This window comes from Pseudoalteromonas sp. S1608 (genome assembly GCF_005887265.1).
GTDB classification, from domain to species: domain Bacteria; phylum Pseudomonadota; class Gammaproteobacteria; order Enterobacterales; family Alteromonadaceae; genus Pseudoalteromonas; species Pseudoalteromonas undina.
Map to the genome: position 1 here is coordinate 14,935 of NZ_PNDK01000003.1, position 24,081 is coordinate 39,015.

Consider the following 24,081-nt stretch of genomic DNA (forward strand, 5'->3'; position numbering starts at 1 on the left):
CCCGCATTAATTGCGGCAAACACTGAGGTAACTATGGCTAAATTAAGAAGTGCAACTACCACTGAAGGGCGTAAACGCGCAGGCGCAAGAGCATTATGGCGTGCAACAGGCATGACTGATACCGACTTTGGTAAGCCAATTATTGCTGTTGTGAACTCATTTACGCAATTTGTACCGGGGCATGTGCATCTTAATCAGCTTAGTGAACTGATGGCTGAAACCATTACTCAGGCCGGTGGTGTACCAAAAGAATTTAATACCATTGCTATCGATGACGGTATTGCCATGGGTCACGGCGGTATGCTTTATTCACTGCCATCGCGCGATTTAATTGCTGACTCAGTAGAGTATATGGTGAACGGCCATTGTGCCGATGCGATGATTTGTATTTCTAACTGCGACAAAATCACCCCTGGAATGATGTTAGCGGCGCTGCGTTTAAATATACCCGTTATTTTTGTATCGGGCGGCCCAATGGAAGCAGGTAAAACCAAATTAGCGAATATCGATATTAAGCTCGATTTGGTTGATGCTATGGTTAAAGGCGCTGATGAATCGGTAAGTGATGCCGACTCTGAGCAAGTTGAGCGATCTGCATGCCCTACCTGTGGGTCGTGTTCAGGGATGTTTACCGCCAATTCTATGAACTGTTTATTAGAAGCAATTGGCCTTGCGCTGCCTGGTAATGGGACCACGCTTGCGACCCATAAAGACCGCAAACAACTGTATGTTGAAGCGGGGGCACGTATCGTTGATTTATGCCGTGAGTACTACCAAAAAGATAACCAAGACGTACTGCCTCGTGCCATTGCTAATAAAACCGCATTTATGAACTCTATGGTGGTTGATATTGCTATGGGCGGTTCATCAAATACGGTATTGCATTTACTCGCAGCGGCACAAGAAGCCGGCGTTGATTTTGATATGTCACACATTGATGAACTTTCACGTAAAACCCCGTTTTTATGTAAAGTTGCTCCAGCTACAGCGCAATACCACATTGAAGACGTACACCGTGCTGGTGGCATGATGGCAATAGTTCGCGAGCTTGGAAAGGCAGGGTTAGTTGATTTATCGGTTAACCATGTTGCTGGTATGACAATGGGTGAACTGGTTAAAAAGTGGGATGCAACCGATCCGAATAACGAAGCTGCGCAAAAGTTTTATCGTGCTGGCCCTGCAGGTATTCGTACCACCAAAGCAATGAGCCAAGATTGTCGTTGGGATGAGGGTGATAACGACCGTGAAAACGGTTGTATTCGCAGTGTAGAACATGCATTTCGTCAAGATGGTGGCCTTGCCGTGCTTTCAGGTAATTTAGCAATAGATGGCTGTATCGTTAAAAGTGCGGGTGTTGTTGATGAAATGCTGCATTTTGAAGGTACTGCTGTGGTATACGAATCACAAGATGACTCTGTAGAAGGGATTTTAAATGGCGAAGTAAAAGCCGGCGACGTGGTGGTTATTCGCTATGAAGGGCCTAAAGGCGGCCCTGGTATGCAAGAAATGCTATACCCAACTAGCTATTTAAAATCAAAAGGTTTGGCAGAGCAATGTGCATTAATTACTGATGGGCGTTTTTCAGGTGGCACGTCGGGTCTATCGATTGGCCACGTATCGCCGGAAGCTGCCAGCGGTGGCGCAATTGCTTATGTTGAAAACGGCGATAAAATTATCATCGATATTGCCACTCGAGAAATAACGCTGGCGTTAAGCGGTGAAGAGCTTGAAGCTCGCAAGCAAAAACAACTGGCTCGTGGTAAACAAGCGTATAAACCGCTTAATCGTGATCGTTATGTATCATCTGCGCTTAAAGCGTATGCGCTACTTGCAACCAGCGCAGATAAAGGTGCAGTTCGCGATTTAGCCAAACTGGAGGAGCTTAGCTAGGTATGGTTTCTCAAGAACTCGATTATTTTCGCGCGATTATCCAAGCCAATATGGAGCCTTTAGCCAAGGTGACTGAGGTAAGTGAAATGGCCGAATTGAGTGCACGATTAGGTAATCATGTTTGGTTAAAACGTGAAGACCAGCAACCCGTGTACTCGTTTAAATTACGCGGTGCTTTTAATAAATTAAATAAGCTGCCTAAAGGCTCGGTTGTGATCACCGCATCCGCTGGTAACCATGCCCAGGGTGTGGCACTAAGTGCCTCACACTTAGGGCACAAAGCCACCATTGTGATGCCCGTGACCACACCTGAAATAAAGGTTAATGCGGTAAGGGCATTGGGTGGTGAAGTCGTATTGCATGGCCATCAATTTGATGCCGCAAAAGCGTATGCGCTGGAATTAACTGAGCAGCGAAACGGCGTATTTGTACCGCCATTTGATGACCCTGATGTGATTGTTGGTCAAGGTACGGTTGCCCGTGAATTAATGCAACAGCTCAACGATTTAGATGTGGTATTTATTCCTGTTGGCGGCGGCGGCTTGCTGGCAGGTATGGCGGTATATATTAAGTCGCTGCGCCCCGATATCAAAGTGATAGGGGTTGAGGCGAATGAAAGCGCCTGCTTAAAAGCTGCTTTAGCAGCAGGCGAGCCGGTAGAGCTCGATCGCGTTGGCAGTTTTGCCGATGGTGTTGCCGTTAAAATAATTGGTAGCGAAACATTCAGACTGGCACAAAAGTTTTGTGATGAAGTAGTTACCGTATCAGACGATGAAATATGTGCAGCCATGCAAGATATTTTTGTATCAACCCGTGCTATAGCTGAGCCTTCAGGAGCGCTTGCAACTGCAGGGCTTAAAAAGTGGTCTCAGCAGTCGGGTTTAAAGGGGTTAAATTTAGCCGCTATTTTGTCTGGTGCTAATTTAAACTTTGATCGCTTACGTTATGTGGCTGAGCGCACTGCGCTGGGTGAGAAAAACGAAGCTTTATTAGCCGTGACCATTGATGAAAAGCGCGGTAGTTTTAAGCAGTTTTGTACATCTTTAGGTGGGCGTGCCATTACTGAGTTTAACTATCGTTATGCGGGGCCTGGCGAGGCGCAAATTTTTGTTGGTATTGCGCTACGTCAAGGGTTAGCAGAACTTGAAGAGCTTAAACAAAGTCTAACAGATAACAAATATACCTTTTGCGATTTGTCAGATAACGAATTAGCAAAGCTGCATGTACGCTATATGGTTGGCGGTAAAGCGCCAGAGCAGTTACATGAACGCTTACTAAGGTTTGAGTTTCCAGAGTACCCAGGCGCATTGGCGCGCTTTTTAGATACGCTGGGTAGTAACTGGAATATCACTTTATTTCACTACCGCAATCATGGCGGGTCAATGGGGAATGTATTAGCAGGCTTTGCTATTGAACCAAGCCAATATGAGATGTTTAATGAGCACTTAAATCGGCTAGGTTACAGTGTCCAAGACGAAACCGATAACCCCTGTTTTACTCAGTTTTTAACTACCCAACCTCAAGCAGAAAAGCTTGAAAAAATCGCTCTAGCCTAACTCTATCCTAAGCAAGCATCTTATCCCGATGCTTGCTTTATTAGCTGTTTTACATATAGTTATAATTAATTATCATGTTTATGGAAGCCTGCTTTGCTACTTAAAGGAATAATAATTAGCACCTGCTTTTTTTGTAGCCAGTTAACGGCGCAGGAATCAGTCACGTTACAATTAAAGTGGACGCACCAATTTCAATTCGCTGGCTATTATATGGCCAAACAAAAAGGCTTTTATAATGAGGTCGGTTTAGACGTCAATATAGTTCCTGCCGATCCAAGACGGCCAAATAGTTTTGGTGCGGTAGAGCGAGGAGAGGCGCAATTTGGTGTAGCACATTCAGGTATATTAGAACGCCGTATTGCCGGTGAACCCTTTGTAGCCATGGCTGCCATATTACAGTTTTCTCCTTACTGTTGGATGGTAAAAGAAACTTCAGATATTTTTCATGCTCGTGATTTTATTAACAAGCGTGTAAGTGAAGTCAGCAAAGAGAGTAATTCTGAGTTACTAACTATGCTTAAGCGTAGTGGTATTGATACCGAAAAACTGGCTGTTTACAAAGGCGATGAATTACAACAAGCATGGATGGAAAATAAATTAGATGCCATAGAAGTGTATGTTACCGACCTACCTTATCATATGGATCAGCAAGGGGTTGCTCATAGACTTATATGTCCACAACGTTATGGGATGGATGTATACGCGGATATTTTATTTACCAGTGATAGTATGGTTAAGTATCACCCCGATATGGTAGAAAAGTTTTATCAAGCAAGTTTAAAAGGGTGGCGCTACGCGGTAATGAATATGGATGAAGCCATTGCTATAACCCAACAGTTTTATGCGCCTGAACGCAGTTTTCATCAACTGGCCTATGAGGCTGAGATACTTAAAGACTATATTGCTCCACCGAGTACTACTGTGGGTAATATGTCGATGGCTAAATGGCGTTTAATTGCTGACTTATATGAGATTGATCAAACAAAGTTTGATGAAGTAAAAGCTGATTTTATTTATAAATATAAAAAGCAAGAAACACTGCAGCTTTCTTGGATGCTAATTGCGGCTATTATAATAAGCATTATTTCTATCCCCCTCTATTTACGTTTAATGTTTAAATCGCGCTAGTGGATTACTTACTCCATTCCCTTGCTCTGCGAGGTTAAAAAAATAACCGCTTAATTAGGTGCTATTGTGCTGGTATAATTAAGCGTCTTTTTTATATCCTAAGCTGTTATGACCTTAACTGAGCAATTTTCTGCCCTCGACTCTTTGCTAATGAATACTCGCTTGTATTGGCAGTGTACTGCATTTGATTTTGACGTTTTACCTTGGCCTGAATTACATGCTCCTTTGAGCGCTTTATCCGATCAGGCGGTTGCTGAATTAGACTCTGATCAAGAACAGCTCTATCAGTTTTTTTCATCCTATATTCCTGCTGTTGAGCAACTTAGCCGATTAGTGTCATTACCTGCCATTACCAATACTCGGAAGGAATACCCGTTTTGGATCAGTAATGGTATTAAAGGTCGAAAGTTTACTCAGCTACAAGATTTTGTTGGCGCATTGCCCACTAGTAATCAGCCTGTATTAGAGTGGTGTGCAGGTAAAGGCCATTTAGGGCGAATGTTAGCTTTTAATGGTGCGCAGAGTGTACACAGCGTTGAGCTACAATCTCATTTGTGTGAACAAGGGAAAAAAAGTGCACAGCAGCAGGGACTTGCAATACAATTTAGCCAAGCCGATGTACTTAAGGATAACATTCAGGATTTTTTTAGCTCACACACTCATGCCGTCGCTTTGCATGCCTGCGGTGCGTTACACCAAACTTTTATGCATCAAGCCAGTGCAGCAAAAGTACCACAAATTAGCTTTTCACCTTGTTGCTATCATTTATTTACTGATAATAATTACCAAGCGATGAGCGAGCATGCTCAGCAAAGTCGATTAAACTTAACTCACAGAGATTTAAAGCTCGCCCTGCAAGAAACTGTTACAGCTCCTTCGCGAGTAGGCAAAGTGCGAAAAACAGAAGTGGAGTGGCGACTCGGATTTGATGCCTTAAGAAAGTCACTTACTGGTGAGTTAGGGTATGTCAGCGTCCCTTCAGTGAATAAAGCGATATTTTCAGATTCGTTTGCAGCATTTTGTAACTGGGCGGCAGACAAAAAAGCCTTAAAACTGCCAAAAGGTATTGATTACAATAAGTTTTTATTGATTGGGCAGGCGCGAAAAAAAGTAACAGAGCGAGTTGAACTGGTTCGACATGTGTTTAGAAGAGCAATAGAAGTTTGGCTTGTGCTCGATCGTGCTTTATATTTGCAGCAGCAAGGCTATGACGTCAGTGTTAATACATTTTGTGAGAAGCAATTAACACCCCGTAATATTTTAATTTTAGCCAGTTTAAAAACGCCCTCAACCTAAAAGAGATGTAATGAGAAATTTAAATAACTTACTAGAAAATAATAAACGCTGGGCATCTAGAACGAGCGAAGCGAACCCTGAATTTTTCAAAATTTTATCGATGCAACAAAACCCAGAATACTTATGGATAGGTTGCTCTGATTCACGGGTGCCAGCTAATCAAATTGTTGATTTATTACCGGGTGAGTTATTTGTGCACCGTAATGTTGCCAACGTGGTTGTACATACCGATCATAATTGTTTATCGGTTATGCAGTACGCGGTCGAAGTATTAAAAGTAAAACATATTATGGTTGTTGGCCACTACGGTTGTGGTGGTGTGCAAGCGGTACTAAACGAGGACCGCTTTGGCTTTATTGATAACTGGCTGCGCCACGTTGGTGATGTAAAAGAAAAACACCTAGAGCAACTTAATGCTCTGCCAGAAAAACAACGGCTGGATCGTTTAATAGAGCTTAATGTGATTGAGCAAGTGCGTAACGTATCTCGCACTAGCATTGTTCAAGATGCATGGCTAAGAGGTCAAGAACTCACGGTGCATGGTTGGGTATATGGCTTAGAAAATGGTCATTTGCATGACTTAGAATCGGTAGTTAGTTGTGCTGAAGAAGAGTGTGAAAGCTATAAAAAAGCAGTACACCATGTACTAAATAAATCTGCGGACAGTCACCTTTAATATGGCCAAAACGGCGCTAATAATCGGCAGTACCGGCTTAGTTGGCAGCCAGTTATTACAACAGCTGTTAGCATCTTCTTGCTATTCAAAGGTAGTGAGTTTATCGCGCCGCCAATTAGATTTTTCTCATCCTAAATTAATTAGCCATGTTATTGATTTTGAAAATTTGACGCATCATGTTGAATTGTTCAAAGGTGACGTATTCTTTTCTTGCTTAGGGACCACATTAAAGCAAGCGGGTAGTGTGGCTGCACAACGTAAAGTTGATTTTGAATACCAATTTATTTGTGCGCAAATGGCGGCCAATAACGCTGTTCCGCATTATTGCTTGGTATCGTCAAGTGGCGCAAATGCGAATAGTATGAGCCGTTATTTAAAAATAAAAGGAGAGCTTGAGCAGCAGGTGAAGCAGCTTGGCTTTGCACGCTTGAGTATATTGCAACCGTCTTTATTAGTCGGCGAGCGCTCAGAGCTTAGAATTGCAGAAAAGTTCGGTGAGGTGGTACTTCCGCTGCTAACGCGTTTTGGTATCTTTAAACGGTATAGACCCATTACTGGTGAGCAAGTAGCTAATAAATTGCTGAGTGTAAGCATAGAGCAGCAACAAGCAACGGGTTATTATGTGCTGGACGAGCTATTTGAATAACTGAGTAGCGCCATAAAGCAGGTTCGTCTATGGCGTTATATTTATTATTCAGCGTCTGTTTTTGCCGATAATTGCTGTTCAAGTATCGCTACTTTTGCTTCTAATTCAGTTAGCTTTTCACGGGTGCGGATCAGCACTTGGCTTTGAATATCAAACTCTTCACGGCTTACAAAGTCCATTTCGGCAAGCTTATTTTGTAACACTTGCTTAGTTTTACCTTCAAGTGTGTCAGCCAGGTTTTTTACACCTTGTGGCATGTTATTAGTGATCTGTTTCGCAATTTCTTCAAGTTTTGCTGGGTTAATCATAGTCGTCCCTTGCCTGTTGCCTAAAATGATAATAACTAATATTACCTTATTGGCTAGGCGTATTGTAGTGATTACGTTAAAATTGCCCGTCTTTTTGCAATCAGCTGGTCGTTATGAAACTCAATCCTAAACAAGATGAAGCGGTAAAGTACATTAGTGGTCCTTGCTTAGTATTAGCCGGCGCAGGCTCGGGTAAAACGCGAGTTATCACCAACAAAATTGCTTACTTAGTACAAAAATGTGAGTATCAAGCGCGTAATATTGCGGCGGTTACCTTTACCAATAAAGCGGCTAAAGAAATGCGCGAGCGGGTTTTGCAAACCTTAGGCAAACAAGAGTCTAAAGGTTTATGGGTGTCTACCTTTCATACGCTTGGGCTTGAAATCATTAAAAAAGAGTTAAAAACACTGGGTTTTAAACCCGGTTTTTCGTTGTTTGACGACCAAGATACTAATCAATTACTCGGTGATTTAACCGAAGACGAGCTTAAAAAAGACAAAGACTTACTAAATCTACTTAAAATGCAAATTGGTAGTTGGAAGAATGAGCTTATTTTACCAGAACAAGCTATTCGCGAAGCCAGAGAGCCGCAAAAGGCATTGTTTGCTCAGTTGTATGCGCGTTACCAAAATCAATTAAGAGCGTATAACGCGCTGGATTTTGATGATTTAATTATGATCCCCACGCTGCTTTTAAGTAGTAATGCCACATCACGTGAGCGATGGCAGCAGCGTTTTCGTTATTTACTGGTGGATGAATATCAAGATACCAATACCAGCCAATATCAATTAGTGAAATTGCTGGTAGGCGAACGAGCACGCTTTACTGTGGTGGGAGATGACGATCAGTCAATTTACTCTTGGCGTGGTGCTCGTCCACAAAACTTGGTGTTATTAAGTAAAGATTACCCTGGGCTTCGATTAATAAAACTAGAACAGAACTATCGTAGTGCTGGGCGCATTCTTAAAGCGGCCAATATCTTAATTGCAAATAACCCCCATGAGTTTGAAAAAAAGCTCTTTAGTGAGTTGGGCTATGGTGAGCAAATTAAAGTCATTGGCTGTCGCGATGAAGAACATGAATCAGAGCGTGTGGTTGCAGAGATTATTTCTCATAAATTTATGAAACGCACCAGCTATAAAGATTACGCTATTTTGTACCGGGGTAACCACCAAGCGCGGGGCTTTGAAAAGTCGTTAATGAGTAACCGAATCCCGTATAAAATTAGTGGTGGAATGTCGTTTTTTTCACGTTCTGAAATTAAAGATATCATGGCTTACTTACGTCTTTTAGTGAATCAAGATGATGACAATGCTTTTTTAAGAATTGTGAATACCCCACGTCGTGAAATTGGTACAGTCACGCTTGAAAAGCTTGGCACCTTAGCTAATGAAAAACACCAAAGCTTATTTGCGACCTGCTTTGATAACGACTTAGGATACAGACTAAAAGGACGTGGTTTAAATGCATTAGCTGGGTTTGCCCGTTGGGTGGTTGAGCTTTCAGATAACGCAGTGCGCAGTGATACACTGGAGGCGGTGAAGGATTTAGTACGTAATATTAATTACGAAGCTTACTTGTATGAATCATCGCCTAGTGCCAAAGCCGCTGAAATGCGGATGAAAAATGTGTCCGAGCTGTATCGTTGGATAACAGACATGTTAACAGGCGATGCCGATAATCCGCCAATGACACTGGCTGAAGTAGTTAGTAAATTGACCCTTCGGGACATGCTAGAGCGAAACGAAGAAGAAGATGAAGCTGATGCCGTGCAATTATTAACTTTGCATGCCTCAAAAGGACTCGAGTACCCCTATGTATTTATGGTCGGTATGGAAGAAGGATTGTTGCCACACCAAGTAAGCATTGATGAAGACAATGTGGATGAAGAGCGCCGCCTTGCCTATGTAGGTATTACCCGCGCGCAACAAGAGCTGACTTTAACCTATGCTAAAATCCGCCGTCAGTTTGGTGAAACATCACAAACAGAGCTGAGTCGATTTGTGCAAGAGTTACCGCAAGATGACTTAGCCTTTGAAAACAAGAAAGCGCCTAACACCCAAGCTGAACGCATGGAAAAAGGCCAAGCTCGGGTTGCAAATTTAAGAGCAATGCTGAAAAAGCCACAATAAGGTGTGTTTAGCGCTATTTTAATTCTGAGTTTTTAAGTGTAGCTGGTATAGCGCTGGTTAGTGGGTGCTGTTTAGCAACGAATAGGTTTATGCCGTGTTTATCTAAAAGAGCTCTAAAGTTTAATATTGATGGGCCTTTAGCTATCACTTTTATCTGTTTAAGCTTAGTAATAGCCAACACCCCCTGCAACTGTAAATCGTAGCTTTCTTGTTGTAATACTCGTTTACTGAAGGTGGAGCTAAGGAGTAAATAATCACACTCTATTTCAGTCACCAAATTAAGCTCGCATTTGTCTTTTGCGAAATTGTTTAAGCCAATCGAATGACCGAGTTTTTTAAGCTGTTTTAAGTTCTCTAATTGCTGTGCGCTGGCATAACGCAGCTCCTGCTCATCAAACAACAAGCAAAGCTGTTCATTGTTTACCGGTTGTTTTAGTGTCGCTTTTAGTAAAGAAAATTCATGCTCTTCTAACAGTAAACTGGAGCAAGGCAATAGCGCAACGGCTATCTCTGCATTTTGTGCTTGTTGGTAAGCTTGTTGGATGAGTTGTAGTTCAACTTTGGTATGTTGTTCTTTATCATTCGCAAATTTCTTTAAAATATCAAAACTGGTAAAGCCAAGGACTGGGTGTTCACCAAAAGCCTCAAATAACGATGCACTCTGATAATGCTCATCCAAGGTGATAATATCTGAGCTACGAAACGTCATAGGCAATACATCAAGGTGATGCAATGTTTGTGACTCATGTTGCAACATAGGCTCAGTGAGCAGTGGATGAAATAACTCAAAGCGGTTTTTACCTGAATTTTTAGCATAATACATAGCAGCATCGGCGTCGCGAATGATTTCATCGGTATGTTTATAGCTTTGCTTTGAATAGGTTATCCCAATACTGGCGCCACTTTGTACACACACGCCTTTAGTACAAAACGGCTTTTGCATAATTTTTATAATGCGATTGGCAACATCTTCTGCCTGATTTGGCTCAGTTAAATGGGTTAGTAATACTACAAACTCATCTCCGCCTAGACGGGCTAATAAGTCATGCTCACGAATACATTGTGAGAATAGTTTACTAACACTAATTAAAAACTCATCGCCGGCATGATGCCCGAGCTGATCATTGATATCTTTAAACTTATCAAGGTCAATAAACAATACAGCAAAGTGCTCATTTGGATTGCGTTGATAATATTGCAGGGTTTTTTCTAGTTGAGTTAAAAATAAATTCCGATTTGGTAAGCCTGTTAGTGAGTCATGGTGAGCATCGTGATAAAGCTGTTGTTCTATTTTTTTACGTTCATCAATTTGCATTTGCAAATGTAAATTTGCTTGGCTCAATTCTTTAGTTTTTTCATTAACTCGTGAGGCAAGTTCTTGGTGGCTCTTTTTTAGTGCCTGTGAAGCTAATTTTGTTTGTAATACCGTGGCAATTTGATGCGATACAAAGGTGATTAGCTCTGCATCATCATGTGTAAAAAGGTGTTCATTATTATAAGCTTGGCAAACAATTAACCCTATAACGCCTTGCGAAGTTTTTAGCGGAGCGCCTAGCCAGCTGGTGGCTCTCTTGGATTCATCAATTGGTTTTTCACGCTCTACAATGCCACTATTTAATAACTCTTGTGCTCTTTGCGGATGAATTATTTGTGTTTCTTCGGTGCTTATAACCAGTTCACTGTAGCCTTTTGCAAAGCGCCGTGGCTGAGTGCTGCCTTGGAATTCATCGACACTGTAGGGAAAACTGATCCAACCTGATTCTTTATCATACAAGGCAATATAAAGGTTTTTTGCGTAAGTAATGGTTTTTATTATTTCGTGTATTTGAAAATAAGCATCATCTAAATTTTTGGCTTGGGTTGTCAGCTCTGAAATTTTGAATAATATTTGCTGGCGTTGCAGGGCACCTTTTCGCTGTTGTATTTCAACATTTAAAGCGTCATTACTTTGCGTTAATGCTCGGGTTCTTAATTTTACTTCTGATTCGAGTAACTCTCGTTTTTTAACCCGTTCAATTGCGGTGGCTAAATAGAGTGACATGGCCTCAAGCAGGTTTATTTGTTGCGAACTATAACCTTGTTCTGTGTCGTAACTTTGCGCGGCTAACACACCAATAATGTTTCTTTCTTGATAAACGGGAACGCCTACCCAGTGTTCTGCAGGTGTACCCAATGCTTTAAATAAGCCTTGCTGGGCAGCATCATGCATTTGCTGTTTGGTAAAGTAAGTGGTTTTCCCTTGCTTGAAGACATAACCCGTTGCGCCTTCTTCAAAATTATTATCTCGATTAAGTGGTACTGCAATGCCATCTTTTTCATCAGAAAAATAAGATAATTCTAACTGTTGTGACTGGGGATCAACCAGCACCACATAAAAGCTTTTACTCGGAACATACTTTTGTAAAATGTCATGAATAGCAGGGTAAAGTAAGGTTAGCTCGGCAACAGTACTTGCTTGCTCTGATAATTGTATCAGGGCATTGTGGAGGTGGTAGGCATGTTTGTACTTTTTTAATAGTGCTTTTAGTCGTTTATTTTGGCGCACTACGCTATTAGGTACAATAAGTTTATCTTCCAATGATGTTTAACCAGTTATAATTTTTTGTATAGTTATTAATCATTATAGTTCCACTTTTAACATTTTGCGTCAAGTAGATATTTTTCTTAATTATGTAGCTAAAACTCATGAATTAGAAACAAAAAAGGCTTACTAAAACGTAAACCTTTTATTTAAAGCATTTTGACTTGGCTAATTTTAGTTAGCGGTCATGAAATCGATTGCTGCGCTTATTTCATCATCAGAACAATCCATACACGTTCCACGCGGTGGCATGGCATTAAAGCCATTGATCGCATGATCTAATAAGGTGTCTTTTCCTTTAGCGATACGAGGAGCCCAATCGTCAGCTGATTTAGGAGCGCCTAAAGCACCTGTGCCGTGACAAGCAAAACAGGCTGCTTGATATACTTGCTCGCCTGAACGAGGACCTGTTGGTGCAGCAACCGCTACTTTCTCACCTTCAAGGTAAACAGCACCAATAGGCGCTAAACGTTTTTTAATTGCATCTTCAGTCATAGAGTTATCATATGGCTGTGCGTATGCGGTGGTTGCTAGCACAAGTAATGCTGCAGCTGATAGTTTTTTCATTTTGCCTTGCCCACTTCAATTTGAACGTGATCAATCACGATTTTAAATGACGGAATTTAGACCAATTATAACTCCACTCAGTGATTTATAAAATGCTCAGAGTCGATTTTATTTATAAATACGACTAATGATTGTCCTAACTCAATAAATTACCAAAATAAAACGGGATCATTAGACATCTAAATGCGATCAGAACCCTAATAATTAGCTAATGGCCAATACGTTACGTACTAGTTTTTCGATTCCTGCATCGGCATCCATAATTGATTGTGCCAACATATAAGCAGGTGTTGTAACCAGCTTATTATTTTTATCAATAACAATATCATCCACTTTACACTCAATATGCTCAGCGCCTAATGTGGTTAAAGCATCGGCCGTGTCGCTATCATTACCAATAGTGAGCTGTGGTTTATTATAAATGAATGGCAATAAAGCGGGTGCAATACACATATAACCGGTGGCTTTATTTGCTTTTGCAAATGCTTTACAAGCGCTCAGTACTTCGTCATTTACTTTCGCGTTAGTGCCATTAATAGCAAAGTCAGATAAGTTTTTAGCTACACCAAAGCCGCCAGGAATAATTAAAGCGTCAAATTGTGTAATGTCTAATTCAGCGAGTGACTTTATATTGCCACGGGTGATTCGAGCCGATTCCACTAATACATTACGCGACTCTGCCATTTCTTCACCAGTAATGTGATTAAGAGTATGGTACTGCGTAATATCGGGCGCAAAACACTGATATTTCGCGTTGTTTTTTTCAATGTGTAATAAAGTAAGCACTACTTCATTAATTTCACTGCCATCAAATACGCCACAACCTGCTAAAATTACCGCTATATTTTTCATATTATTTTGCTCCATTGAAGTCATTTTAATAAAGTTTAACACGACGAATCAGCCTATCTAAAAATTTATTTGCTGGTTTTTTAGCCGCAAAGTAAGTTGTTATGCGCTATATGCCATTTGATAACTAGTAAGGGTAAAAAAAATTATAAAGGATCGCTATGATCTTTGATCCATTATGCTAGAATGCTCATCCAGTTATTTAAATGGACGTAAATAATCAAAGTGGGTTACAACACCAGTAACGGTTTAAATGCCTTTTCCACATTGATAGAAGAATAATAAAAAAGAACCTCGAATTATCTTTTTTTAAACAAAACAATAAATTACAAACTAATCTAAGCATTTTACTATGTTTCGGATGGATAGTTTGTGGGTGTTATCTACATAGTTATCCACAAGTTGCTAAAAATGTAGCGCTCTTAATCACATTAATTCACAGTCGTTTTATTTACTGCCTTATGGCATGCTTATACTTATATTACTTTTTTGTATTTAGGATCCAATTTTACCATGGCTCAGATCCCCGAAAACCCGCTTATTCTTGTTGATGGCTCTTCATATTTGTTTCGTGCTTATCATTCGCCACCTCATTTAACTAATTCTAAAGGTGAAGCCACCGGCGCTATTTATGGCGTGGTAAACATGCTGAAAAGTTTGATCAAACAATACGATCCTTCACATATGGTGGTGGTATTTGATGCTAAAGGTAAAACTTTTAGAAATGACATGTACAGCGAATATAAAGCGAATCGTCCACCAATGCCTGATGATCTGCGTACCCAAATAGCGCCGCTACATAGCATTATTAAAGCGATGGGCTTTCCATTAATTAGTATTGAAGGTGTGGAAGCTGATGACGTGATTGGTACATTTGCGCGCATTGCTTCTGAGCAACAACGCCATGTATTAGTATCAACTGGCGATAAAGATATGGCGCAGTTGGTTAATGAGCATGTCACCTTGATCAATACCATGACCGACAGTATTTCAGATCCCGACACTGTGGTTGAAAAGTTTGGTGTTGGACCTGAACTTATTATTGATTACTTAGCCTTAATGGGCGATAAAGTAGATAATATTCCAGGCGTTGAAGGGTGCGGGCCTAAAACAGCGGTTAAATGGTTACAAAAGTACGGATCGCTTCAGGGCGTAATTGATAATGCTGCTGATATCAAAGGTAAAATAGGTGAAAAGCTTGCAAAAGCGATTGATCATTTACCATTGAGCTATGAGCTTGCCACTATTAAGTGTGATGTGGAGGTTGAATCTGATCTTGATACTTTTAAATTGCAAACACCGAATAAAGACGAATTAATTGCCTTATACGGTGAGTGTGAATTCCGTCGCTGGCTAGCTGAATTACTAGACAATCCAAAAGATGCTGACACACATTTAGCGGTCCCAACCCAAGAGAATGAGTTGCCAAAAGTTGAAGATGCGCACTATGAAACGATTTTAACTGAGGCCCAATTTAATACATTGATAGAGCAGCTCAATGAAGCTGAGCTATTTGCTTTTGATACTGAAACAACCAGTTTAGAGTATATGAAAGCGCAGTTGGTAGGGATGAGTTTCGCAGTAAAAGCAGGGGAAGCCGCCTACTTACCGGTTGCACATGATTACCCAGGTGCGCCTGAACAGCTAAGCCTTGAATTTGTGATGCAAAAGCTTGGGCCAATATTAGCTGACGAAAATAAAGCTAAAGTTGGTCAAAATTTAAAATACGATAAAAGTGTGCTTGCCAATGCTGGCTATGAATTAAATGGTATTAAGTTTGATACTATGTTGGAGTCTTATGTTTTTAACAGCGTAGGTACTCGTCATGATATGGACTCATTAGCACTTAAATATTTAGGCCACAAAAATATTAGCTTTGAAGACATTGCTGGTAAAGGTAAAAAGCAGCTCACGTTCAATCAAATCGAACTTGAAAAAGCGGCGCCTTATGCCGCAGAAGATGCCGATATTACTTTGCGTTTACACCAAGTACTATGGCCGAAACTTGAAGCGGATGAAAAGCTTAAATCCGTGTTTGAAAATATAGAAATGCCACTAGTAAGCGTTATTTCTGACATTGAGCGCACCGGTGTTGCTATCGACAGCAATATGTTGGCCACTCATAGCCAACGCTTAGGTGAACGATTACTTGAGCTTGAAAAAGAAGCGTTTGAAATCGCAGGCGAACCGTTTAACTTAAGCTCGCCAAAGCAATTACAAGTACTGTTATTTGAAAAGCTAGAATTGCCCGTTATCAAAAAAACACCCAAAGGCGCGCCTTCTACAGCAGAAGAAGTACTGCAAGAATTAGCACACGATTACCCATTGCCTAAAGTGATTATTGAGCATCGCGGTTTATCTAAGCTTAAATCAACTTACACAGATAAATTGCCACTGATCGTGAATGAGCAAACCAAGCGTGTGCATACTTCTTATCATCAAGCGGTAACAGCAACGGGTCGATTAAGTTCAAGCGATCCTAACCTACAAAATATTCCTATTCGTTCAGAAGAAGGGCGCCGTATTCGTGAAGCCTTTATTGCTGCTGATGGATATAAAATTGTGGCGGCCGATTACAGCCAAATAGAGCTGCGTATTATGGCGCATCTTTCACAAGATAAAGGGTTGCTCAATGCCTTTGCAAATGGCTTAGATGTGCATAGCGCTACAGCTGCTGAGGTATTTGGAGTTGAGCTTGAAGAGGTTACATCTGATATGCGCCGTAAAGCTAAAGCCGTTAACTTTGGCTTAATTTATGGCATGTCGGCATTTGGTCTGGCACGTCAACTTGATGTACCACGCCATGAAGCGCAGCATTATATTGATAAATATTTTGAGCGTTTCCCAGGTGTTTTAGAATACATGGAAACGACCCGTGAAAAAGCAGCAGAAAATGGTTACGTAGAAACTATTTTTGGCCGCCGTTTACATTTACCAGAAATAAATGCCCGCAATGGAGCACGCCGCAAAGGCGCTGAGCGCGCAGCAATTAATGCCCCTATGCAAGGCACTGCTGCCGATATTATTAAAAAAGCCATGTTAACAGTACATGCATGGGTTAACCAGCAAGCGCCTAATACGGTTAAGCTACTTATGCAGGTACACGATGAATTGGTATTTGAGATTAAAACAGAGTGCACTGAGCAATACACTCAGCAAATTTGTGAGCTGATGTCACAAGCGGCACAGCTAGATGTACCACTTATAGTTGAAGCTGACGAAGGTGATAACTGGGAACAAGCGCACTAATTTGGTATGCCAAGGATGCCTTGTCTCAGGTAAACACAACAGTTAAAAAGAATTATTTAAAAGCGCCAATAGGCGCTTTTCTTTTAGCTTGCAGGTTAAAAAAAAGTTAAATTAAACAGCAGTTTGTATTAAATCGTTAGAGGTTCGTCAATTCGCTTCGAATATCGATAATATGCTTGTATTTTTACGCTTGCTTTTGGTAAAGTGCCGCCCGTCCTCATCCTGTAGGACATCCTGTTGATGATGCATCGTAAGATGCAACGTATTGATAGCTTCTCCCCAGTTTGCTATATCGGCCTATCATATATTTGATGGGCCGTTTTTTTATAGCTTTACTCCAAAGCGTTAAATTTATTCTCTAATTGCACTTAGCGTTTCAAGTGATACCATCAGTTTACTGTGCGTTTTCTTTTTAACTCAGCGTACTAGTGATTTTTAATTTGACTGATCAAAGTATTATTTTTTCGGGTATAAATCTTTTATTTTAGGAGTGCATTATGTTTAAAACGTTAGCTGTAGCAGGTTTATCTTTATCATGTTTACTAGTTTCAGGTGTTGCATCGGCAAACTGGCAGTTACTCAACGATAAAAGTCAATTAAGTTTTGTCTCAATTAAAAAAAATAGCATTGCTGAGGCAAGCCATTTTACTCAGTTATCAGGGCAATTGAGTGAGCAAGGTCAGTTTAGCGTAAATGTTGATTTAACCTCAGCTGAAACGTTTATTCCTATTCGTAACGAGCGCCTAAGCAAAATTTTGTTTGAATCTGACACTTTTGCAAATGCAGTATTAACCGCTGACTTATCTGATAAATTGTCACTTATTAAGCAGCCTGGGCAGTACGTATTAAAAGGTGTTAGCGCCGAGCTAGACTTTCACGGTCATAAAAAGCCACTTGCAGTTGATGTACTTGTTAGTAGTGCGGAAAACGGGGATTTAAGCGTTGCATCATTTACACCTATCATTATTAATAGCGAGGACTTTAAAGTCACCGAAGGGATAATGCAGTTACAAAAACTAGCCGGCTTACCTTCGATTGCTACTGCGGTACCGGTTACTTTTGCACTGACCTTTAAAAAACAGTGATTTCTCTTAACGAACTTAGTCAGCAACTAAGCGAGCCAAGTAAACCTTTTGAACAATGGCAGCCTGCTCATTGCGGGCAATTGCCACTGCTGATTGACGAGCAAGGTAAATGGTTTTATGCGGGTAGTGAAATTACCCGCCAAGCCATGATAAAGCTGTTTGCTAGTGTGTTGTGCCGCGAAGATGGACAGTTTTATTTAAAAACGCCAGTAGAGAAAATTGTGATTGAGGTTAAGGATGCGCCATTTATTATTGTAAGTTGGCATCGTGAGTCGACCTCTGATGGTGATGTTATTTGTTGTATTGATAACCTACAGCGTACCTGGCTACTAAGTCGTACTGAGCCGCTATATATTAATAATTACAAAGGCGCTGCAGTGCCTTATATGCAATTACCCTATGGTTGTTTTGCGCGAGTTGCCAGAAATGTGTTTTATCAGTGGGCTGAAATAGCCGAAACAGATGAGCTCGGCTATTTTATTACCTCCGCGAATGAGCGGTTTTATTTAGGGTAATTACTCTGTGTCAGCAGGTGGAATTGCTACGATTGGACCTAAGTACCACTCATCTAACTTTTTAGCGACTTCTGTTAAGCCTGTGCCTTTAAGTGATGAAAATGCATGAACTGTTATATCGCCATCTAATTCACTCAATTCACGACGAACACTAAGTACCTGTGATTTACGTGGACCTTGCTTGAGCTTATCTGCTTTAGTTAATAGTGCCAATACTGGAATTTCACTACCTACAGCCCAATTAATTAAATCACGGTCTAAATCTTTTAATGGGTGACGAATATCCATCAACACCACAATACCTTTTAAGCTTTGACGTTTTTGTAGGTATTCGCCTAGCGACTTTTGCCATTTCTTTTTCATTTCAATTGGCACTTTCGCAAAGCCATAACCTGGTAAGTCAATTAGGCGCATGTCATCGACATCGGCAAGTTCAAATGTGTTGATCAGCTGAGTACGGCCAGGTGTTTTACTAGTACGTGCTAACTTTTGATCGGTAAGGGCATTAAGCGCACTTGATTTACCTGCATTTGAGCGACCGGCAAACGCGACTTCAATTCCCGTATCAGCAGGTAATTTAGTGATGTCTGGCGCGCTTGTAACAAAAGACGCAGTGTTATACTTGATACGAGATTTGAGCACAGGCTCTCCTAAAACTAAAAAAAATAACATTGGGTAAACCAAATTCACCCGTGGCGCGTATTTTATACTATAAAGTAGCTATTAAAAAGTGTATTTGAGCATGTAAAACCGTTGCTGATGGTACATTTTAACTGGCTTAGCGATTAATTTTACTCAAAACCCTATAATTTATAGGTTTAATGTGTGTAGAAAACGTGCCAGAGAATTTAATATCGTGTAGAATATAAAAATCACAACATCCATATTGTAGATGATACAGGGTCGGAAACAGAGAATTCACCATGAAAAAAATAGCACTATCTTTAACTATATTGCTTGGTGCGTTGTCAGCAAGCAACGCAACAGCATTTGATGGCGATGTAAACGCAGGTAAAGAAAAATCAGCAACGTGTGCGGCTTGTCACGGCCCAGACGGTAATGCGCCGGTTAACATCTACCCAAAAATTGCAGGCCAACACGCAGATTACATATACAAACAACTTACTGAATTTAAATTAGGTATGACTTCGGGCGGTAAAGAAGGTCGAATGAATCCAGTAATGAGCGGCATGGCAATGCCATTGAGCGATCAAGATATGAAAGACTTATCTGCTTATTTTGCTTCTTTAAATATGTCTGAAGGTGCTACACCTAAAGATGTTCAAGAAACAGGCGCTATGTTGTACAAAGCGGGTGACGCTGAACGCGGAATTCCATCATGTGCGGCTTGTCATGGTCCACGTGGTAATGGCTCTTCATTAGCTAAATTCCCAAAAATTTCTTTTCAACATCCAGAATACATCAAGTCACAACTTGAACAGTTCAGAGATGGCACTCGTAATAACGACCTAAATGGTGTTATGCAAGATATTGCTAAGAAACTAACAGATAAAGACATTGAAACATTATCTAAATACCTTGGCGGTCTACACTAAAGTCGTATTTATTTAGATATTGTTAACATAATACAATGTTAAGTAGACAAAAAGCAGCCTTGGCTGCTTTTTTTGTTTCTGCAATGACCGATAAAGCCCCTTTACTTGTAAGACATTGACCATACTCTATTGTAAGAAAAGTCTCATTTTATTTTTGTTTTTTAATTTAACTTATTGTAATTTATGATTTTTAACGTCTTTTGTTATGTTTTACATAAGAAAAAAGATATAAATTAGTTGTAACAAAATTATTAACGAGTAAATTAACCCCTGTCGCAACAATAATAACAAATAGGAAAACGTTATAAGGATCGTAGCGCGGCACGACTGAATAGCACATTGAGAGTGCTACTAAAGGAAATAACAAAAAAGTGTCAGGAAAGACCGAAAATAATAAAAACTCATGGAAGTTTAATAATAAAAACAAAATGGAATGCTACACGGAAGATAAATAATAATAATACGGATAAAGAAATAATAATAAAAATAATAAAGACTAAAAAGTCGAAGGGAGAAGTGTCCATATAATGGCGCTCAGATTAGCAGGCGGTAGAGATGTTTTCTCTACCGCCTTTTTATTTGTCCTGTTACAATACCCCCCGTTTAAAAAAAGCATCTAAATATGCTTTGGCGTATATATAGAGAAACCCAACCTCTAAAACGCAAACCGAATTCTTCTGGCTAGGCCAGCATCGCGATGCCCATTGAGTTGCGCCTCGCTCAAAACCTCTTAAGTGAGACGATCAAGATATGAGTAGAAAGAAAAAGTCACGTAAAATTCCATCAAATGGACCCGTTCGTTTAAGCCAAGATAAGCTTAAAGAAATGCGTGCATTGAAAGAGCAACGTGTAAAGAAAACCAAAGGCGCTAAGCCTGGTTCACGTAATGCACCTGATGCATTGAGTAATGACACTCAAAAAACAGGTTCGGCTGCTAAAGACAAACGTGTTGGTAGTAAAAAAGCAGTACCATTAGTTGCCCCAGCCGCTGAACCAAAAGTCGAAATGAAACGTAACCTTAAGCCTGTAGCAGAGCTTAAAAAGGCGATTGAGCCTGAGTTAACGCCTGAGCAAGAATTAGAGGCGCTTGAAAATGATGAGCGCTTGCTTAAATTAGTTGAGCGTCATGAGCAAGGTGAAATGCTAACGGGTAAAGATGCTAAATACTTTAATAGCCGTATAGCGCGTCACCAAGTGCTGTGTAAGTTATTAGGCATTGAAGATGAAGAAGAATTTGAAGATGACTTCAGTGATGAAGAAAGTAATTCAGATTTTGATCAATACCTATCAAACGACCTAGCTAATGAATGGCTAGATGACGACGAAGATAAGTAATAAGGATACGCAATGAGTACAGCAGTGATCTTAGCCTTAGTTGTAGGTGCTGCTATTATAGCGGGCTTGGCATTTTATGCGGGTCAGTTGCTCTACAAGCTAAATGTGCAAAAAAAGCTAATTAGCAAACAACAGGCAGAGCAACAGCAAAAACTTAAGCAGTCGCGTTTAAAACGTAATGCAAAGCTAGCCGATAGTATTCATTTAATTGCACGTGCGATGAATGAAAAGCAATGTGATTACTCTGAGGGCTGTTTACGTATTTGGGTGCTGATGTCGCAATATAGTTTTGATACTGAGCGTGACTTAACAACTGCATACCCAGGCATTTATAAAATGTACGACGTGGTAAAAGAAATGCCAACTCACGATTCGCGCAAAAAGTACGCTAAAAAAGAAATTTTTAAGCAAGATACCGCACGCTGGCGCGCAGAAGAATCACTGAGTGATGAAATTGAAGCTGACTGTAAAAAAATTATTGTTGAGTTTAAAGCAGCCCAAGGCAGCGAAAACGTGGTTTTTAACTAGCACTTAAATTTTACAGTATAAAAAAGCAGACCTAGGTCTGCTTTTTTTATGCGCGCTATTTTTTAAATTATATAACCCGTGAGAAGCGAGTGGCATTTATTTGTTTTTGTAAGTGCGCATCAAAGCACATACAAATAATACGAATAAATAAATTCCCTTTTGGTGTTACGCTAATTAGGTTCTTTTCTATTGTTACCATTTCATCGGCAATTAATGGTGCGAGTGCCTCTAAGGCATCTTTAAAGTAGTCATTAAAGCTGATTTTATGTCTGTTCGCGAATACGCTCATATCAAGCTCAAACTGGCAAATAAGTTGTTTAATTGCATCCGCTCGAATAAGGTCATCTTGGGTTAAATGCATGCCTTTATTAATGGCACTGCCTGCTTGCTCATCGATTGTTTGGTAATAGTGTTTTAGCTCTTTTTTATTTTGTAGTATGGCTGTGCCTATTTGCGATATTGACGAGACCCCTAAGCCTAGTAAATCACATTCTCCATGGGTAGTGTAACCTTGAAAGTTACGATGAAGTTGGCCGCTATTTTGAGCAATAGCCAATTCATTATCAACTTTTGCAAAGTGATCCATACCTATAAATTGATAGCCCGCCTGTGTCATTTGCTCTAGGGTATTTTTGAACATAGTGAGCTTATTATGGGCACTGGGTAAATCAGCATCTTTTATTTTACGTTGAGCGGCAAAACGATCAGGTAAATGAGCGTAGTTAAATACTGAAACACGGTCGGGGTCTAAAGCAATCAGTTGCTCAATAGTTTGCTTAAAACTCTCAGGTGTTTGTAGAGGCAGGCCATAAATCATATCTGCATTAATTGATTTAAAGCCTAATTGTTTTGCTTGGGTAATTAACTGCTTTACCTCATCAACATGTTGAGGGCGGTTAACAGCTAGCTGAACTTGATCATTAAAATCTTGAATACCAAATGACACACGATTAAATCCCATCTCGCTTAAGTCAATCAGCATATTGTCAGCCAGTGAGCGAGGGTCTATTTCTATACCGCGCTCACAGGTATCGCTAAAGTTAAAGTGTTGCTCTAGTAGCTTTACTAAGCGAGTCATTTGGGCTGCGGTCAAAAAGGTTGGAGTACCGCCTCCTAAATGTAATTGCTCAACCCGATAGTCTTGAAATAGCGGCGCTTGTGCGACGATTTCTTTAGCTAAAAAATCTAGGTAGGTATCAGCTTTAGATTGATGGCGAGTAATAACTTTATTACAGCCACAGTAATAGCAAAGCTGGCTACAAAAAGGAATGTGAATATATAAAGACAAAGCACGGGTTTGCGATGATTCAATAGCGCTAATCAAATCTTGTTGCTGATAGCCGTCAGCTAACGAAAGTGCAGTCGGGTAAGACGTGTAACGCGGGCCCGATACATTGTATTTGTTTATTAAAGTTTGATCCCATTGAGGAAGTTTAATCATCACGCGCACCTTATCTTTTTAGTTGCTGCGTATTGTAAAAAAGGAAAGAGGAAGGGGTTTTGATCTACAACAAAAAAAGATGCCGTAGCATCTTTTTAGTATGTAACGTGGCTGCGTTACATTATGGCGTCTTTTAAATACTGAAATAGCTCTTTGTAGCCTCTCGCAGGCTTTTCTGCTTTTACTTCTTTGGCCGCATTACGCACCAGTTGGCGCATTTTTTGGCGCTCAAGAGCTGGGTATTGTTCAATTGTTTCGTTGATTAAGTCATCGCCTTGCTCAATTAAATCACTGCGCAGCTGCTCAATCTTTTTGATCATAACCTCTGCTTGGTTATTTTTATTAAGCATTACATCAATGATCGCTTTAATTTCTTCAATATTTTCTACTGTACGAAGGGTTTTTGCTATGTAATTTAAGTGGCGGCGGTATGCATCACTTTTATTACTAATTTTATCGGCAACAACCATTGCTTCTTTTAAGTCATCATTAAGCGGTAAGCGTTCGCGCTGCTTTTTACCCATTTTGGCAATTTCAGACCCTAACTGATGAAACTCTTGCGCTTCGCGCTTAAGTTCACTTTTTGATACATATATAATTTCTTCTTCAATTTCAGCAGGCTTGCCTTTTTTCTTCGCCATGGGGTGCTCTTAAGTAAAAATAACTTTGTCTATTATACGCGATTCTTTTAGTGATTAATATTAGCTGATGTGGTGCAGTGAGTGTGTTAGCATTTAAATATA

General features: G+C 40.3%; 20 protein-coding genes. 13 read left to right on the top strand and 7 right to left on the bottom strand.

Annotation, left to right across the window (positions count from 1 at the left end):
* Nucleotides 1–33 precede the first annotated feature (33 nt).
* The 6 genes from ilvD to CWB75_RS02105 all read left to right on the top strand — a co-directional run bounded on the left by ilvD (nt 34) and on the right by CWB75_RS02105 (nt 7,192).
* On the top strand, nt 34–1,890 hold the full coding sequence (ilvD, locus tag CWB75_RS02080) for a dihydroxy-acid dehydratase (protein WP_055012296.1): 1,857 nt from the start codon (nt 34–36) through the stop codon (nt 1,888–1,890).
* 2 nt (nt 1,891–1,892) lie between these two features.
* Nucleotides 1,893–3,446: a threonine ammonia-lyase, biosynthetic gene (gene ilvA / locus CWB75_RS02085; RefSeq protein ID WP_075169505.1), complete on the top strand. Its 1,554-nt coding sequence runs from the start codon at nt 1,893–1,895 to the stop codon at nt 3,444–3,446.
* 93 nt (nt 3,447–3,539) lie between these two features.
* Nucleotides 3,540–4,574 (top strand): ABC transporter substrate-binding protein, encoded by a 1,035-nt coding sequence (locus CWB75_RS02090; protein ID WP_138569770.1) that lies wholly within the window; start codon nt 3,540–3,542, stop codon nt 4,572–4,574.
* A 108-nt stretch (nt 4,575–4,682) separates the two neighbouring features.
* Nucleotides 4,683–5,870 (top strand): methyltransferase, encoded by a 1,188-nt coding sequence (locus CWB75_RS02095; protein ID WP_138569771.1) that lies wholly within the window; start codon nt 4,683–4,685, stop codon nt 5,868–5,870.
* 10 nt (nt 5,871–5,880) lie between these two features.
* Complete coding sequence (can, locus tag CWB75_RS02100; RefSeq protein WP_008112739.1) at nt 5,881–6,546, top strand: carbonate dehydratase; 666 nt, start codon at nt 5,881–5,883, stop codon at nt 6,544–6,546.
* A 1-nt stretch (nt 6,547) separates the two neighbouring features.
* Complete coding sequence (locus tag CWB75_RS02105; protein WP_138569772.1) at nt 6,548–7,192, top strand: Rossmann-fold NAD(P)-binding domain-containing protein; 645 nt, start codon at nt 6,548–6,550, stop codon at nt 7,190–7,192.
* Between the two features lie 44 nt (nt 7,193–7,236).
* Here the strand turns inward: CWB75_RS02105 and ubiK are convergent, their stop codons facing one another.
* Nucleotides 7,237–7,500, bottom strand: coding sequence for a ubiquinone biosynthesis accessory factor UbiK (gene ubiK, locus CWB75_RS02110; RefSeq protein ID WP_008112735.1), 264 nt, complete (start codon nt 7,498–7,500; stop codon nt 7,237–7,239).
* A gap of 113 nt (nt 7,501–7,613) precedes the next feature.
* On the opposite strand from ubiK, the gene rep reads away from it, so the two are divergent.
* Nucleotides 7,614–9,632, top strand: a complete 2,019-nt coding sequence (rep, locus tag CWB75_RS02115) for a DNA helicase Rep (RefSeq protein WP_010390360.1) — start codon at nt 7,614–7,616, stop codon at nt 9,630–9,632.
* 13 nt (nt 9,633–9,645) lie between these two features.
* Here rep and CWB75_RS02120 read toward each other — a convergent pair whose 3' ends face one another.
* From CWB75_RS02120 to elbB, 3 genes are all read right to left on the bottom strand, one after another.
* Nucleotides 9,646–12,210, bottom strand: a complete 2,565-nt coding sequence (locus CWB75_RS02120; RefSeq protein ID WP_138569773.1) for a bifunctional diguanylate cyclase/phosphodiesterase — start codon at nt 12,208–12,210, stop codon at nt 9,646–9,648.
* A gap of 177 nt (nt 12,211–12,387) precedes the next feature.
* Complete coding sequence (locus CWB75_RS02125) at nt 12,388–12,780, bottom strand: c-type cytochrome (protein WP_008112730.1); 393 nt, start codon at nt 12,778–12,780, stop codon at nt 12,388–12,390.
* 204 nt (nt 12,781–12,984) lie between these two features.
* Nucleotides 12,985–13,632, bottom strand: coding sequence for an isoprenoid biosynthesis glyoxalase ElbB (gene elbB, locus CWB75_RS02130; protein ID WP_010390362.1), 648 nt, complete (start codon nt 13,630–13,632; stop codon nt 12,985–12,987).
* Between the two features lie 510 nt (nt 13,633–14,142).
* Between elbB and polA the strand changes: the two genes are divergently transcribed.
* The 3 genes from polA to CWB75_RS02145 all read left to right on the top strand — a co-directional run bounded on the left by polA (nt 14,143) and on the right by CWB75_RS02145 (nt 18,478).
* Nucleotides 14,143–16,878, top strand: a complete 2,736-nt coding sequence (gene polA, locus CWB75_RS02135) for a DNA polymerase I (protein ID WP_008467914.1) — start codon at nt 14,143–14,145, stop codon at nt 16,876–16,878.
* A gap of 497 nt (nt 16,879–17,375) precedes the next feature.
* Nucleotides 17,376–17,963 carry a YceI family protein gene (locus tag CWB75_RS02140; RefSeq protein WP_138569774.1) on the top strand — a complete coding sequence of 196 codons (588 nt, stop codon included), beginning with the start codon at nt 17,376–17,378 and terminating at the stop codon, nt 17,961–17,963.
* Nucleotides 17,960–18,478 (top strand): DUF1285 domain-containing protein, encoded by a 519-nt coding sequence (locus tag CWB75_RS02145; RefSeq protein WP_138569775.1) that lies wholly within the window; start codon nt 17,960–17,962, stop codon nt 18,476–18,478. The genes CWB75_RS02140 and CWB75_RS02145 overlap by 4 nt, the downstream gene beginning before the upstream one ends.
* On the opposite strand, the gene yihA is transcribed toward CWB75_RS02145, so the two are convergent.
* Complete coding sequence (gene yihA, locus CWB75_RS02150; protein WP_138569776.1) at nt 18,479–19,120, bottom strand: ribosome biogenesis GTP-binding protein YihA/YsxC; 642 nt, start codon at nt 19,118–19,120, stop codon at nt 18,479–18,481.
* A 281-nt stretch (nt 19,121–19,401) separates the two neighbouring features.
* On the opposite strand from yihA, the gene CWB75_RS02155 reads away from it, so the two are divergent.
* The 3 genes from CWB75_RS02155 to CWB75_RS02165 all read left to right on the top strand — a co-directional run bounded on the left by CWB75_RS02155 (nt 19,402) and on the right by CWB75_RS02165 (nt 21,897).
* Nucleotides 19,402–20,034, top strand: coding sequence for a c-type cytochrome (locus tag CWB75_RS02155; RefSeq protein WP_008112717.1), 633 nt, complete (start codon nt 19,402–19,404; stop codon nt 20,032–20,034).
* A gap of 750 nt (nt 20,035–20,784) precedes the next feature.
* The gene (gene yihI / locus CWB75_RS02160; protein WP_008112715.1) at nt 20,785–21,369 is read left to right on the top strand and encodes a Der GTPase-activating protein YihI; all 585 of its coding nucleotides are present in this window, start codon (nt 20,785–20,787) and stop codon (nt 21,367–21,369) included.
* A gap of 12 nt (nt 21,370–21,381) precedes the next feature.
* Complete coding sequence (locus CWB75_RS02165; protein WP_010390378.1) at nt 21,382–21,897, top strand: DUF2489 domain-containing protein; 516 nt, start codon at nt 21,382–21,384, stop codon at nt 21,895–21,897.
* 67 nt (nt 21,898–21,964) lie between these two features.
* Here CWB75_RS02165 and hemN read toward each other — a convergent pair whose 3' ends face one another.
* Nucleotides 21,965–23,338, bottom strand: a complete 1,374-nt coding sequence (hemN, locus tag CWB75_RS02170; RefSeq protein WP_138569777.1) for an oxygen-independent coproporphyrinogen III oxidase — start codon at nt 23,336–23,338, stop codon at nt 21,965–21,967.
* A gap of 116 nt (nt 23,339–23,454) precedes the next feature.
* Nucleotides 23,455–23,979 carry a ribosome biogenesis factor YjgA gene (gene yjgA, locus CWB75_RS02175; protein ID WP_010390384.1) on the bottom strand — a complete coding sequence of 175 codons (525 nt, stop codon included), beginning with the start codon at nt 23,977–23,979 and terminating at the stop codon, nt 23,455–23,457.
* Nucleotides 23,980–24,081 lie beyond the last annotated feature (102 nt).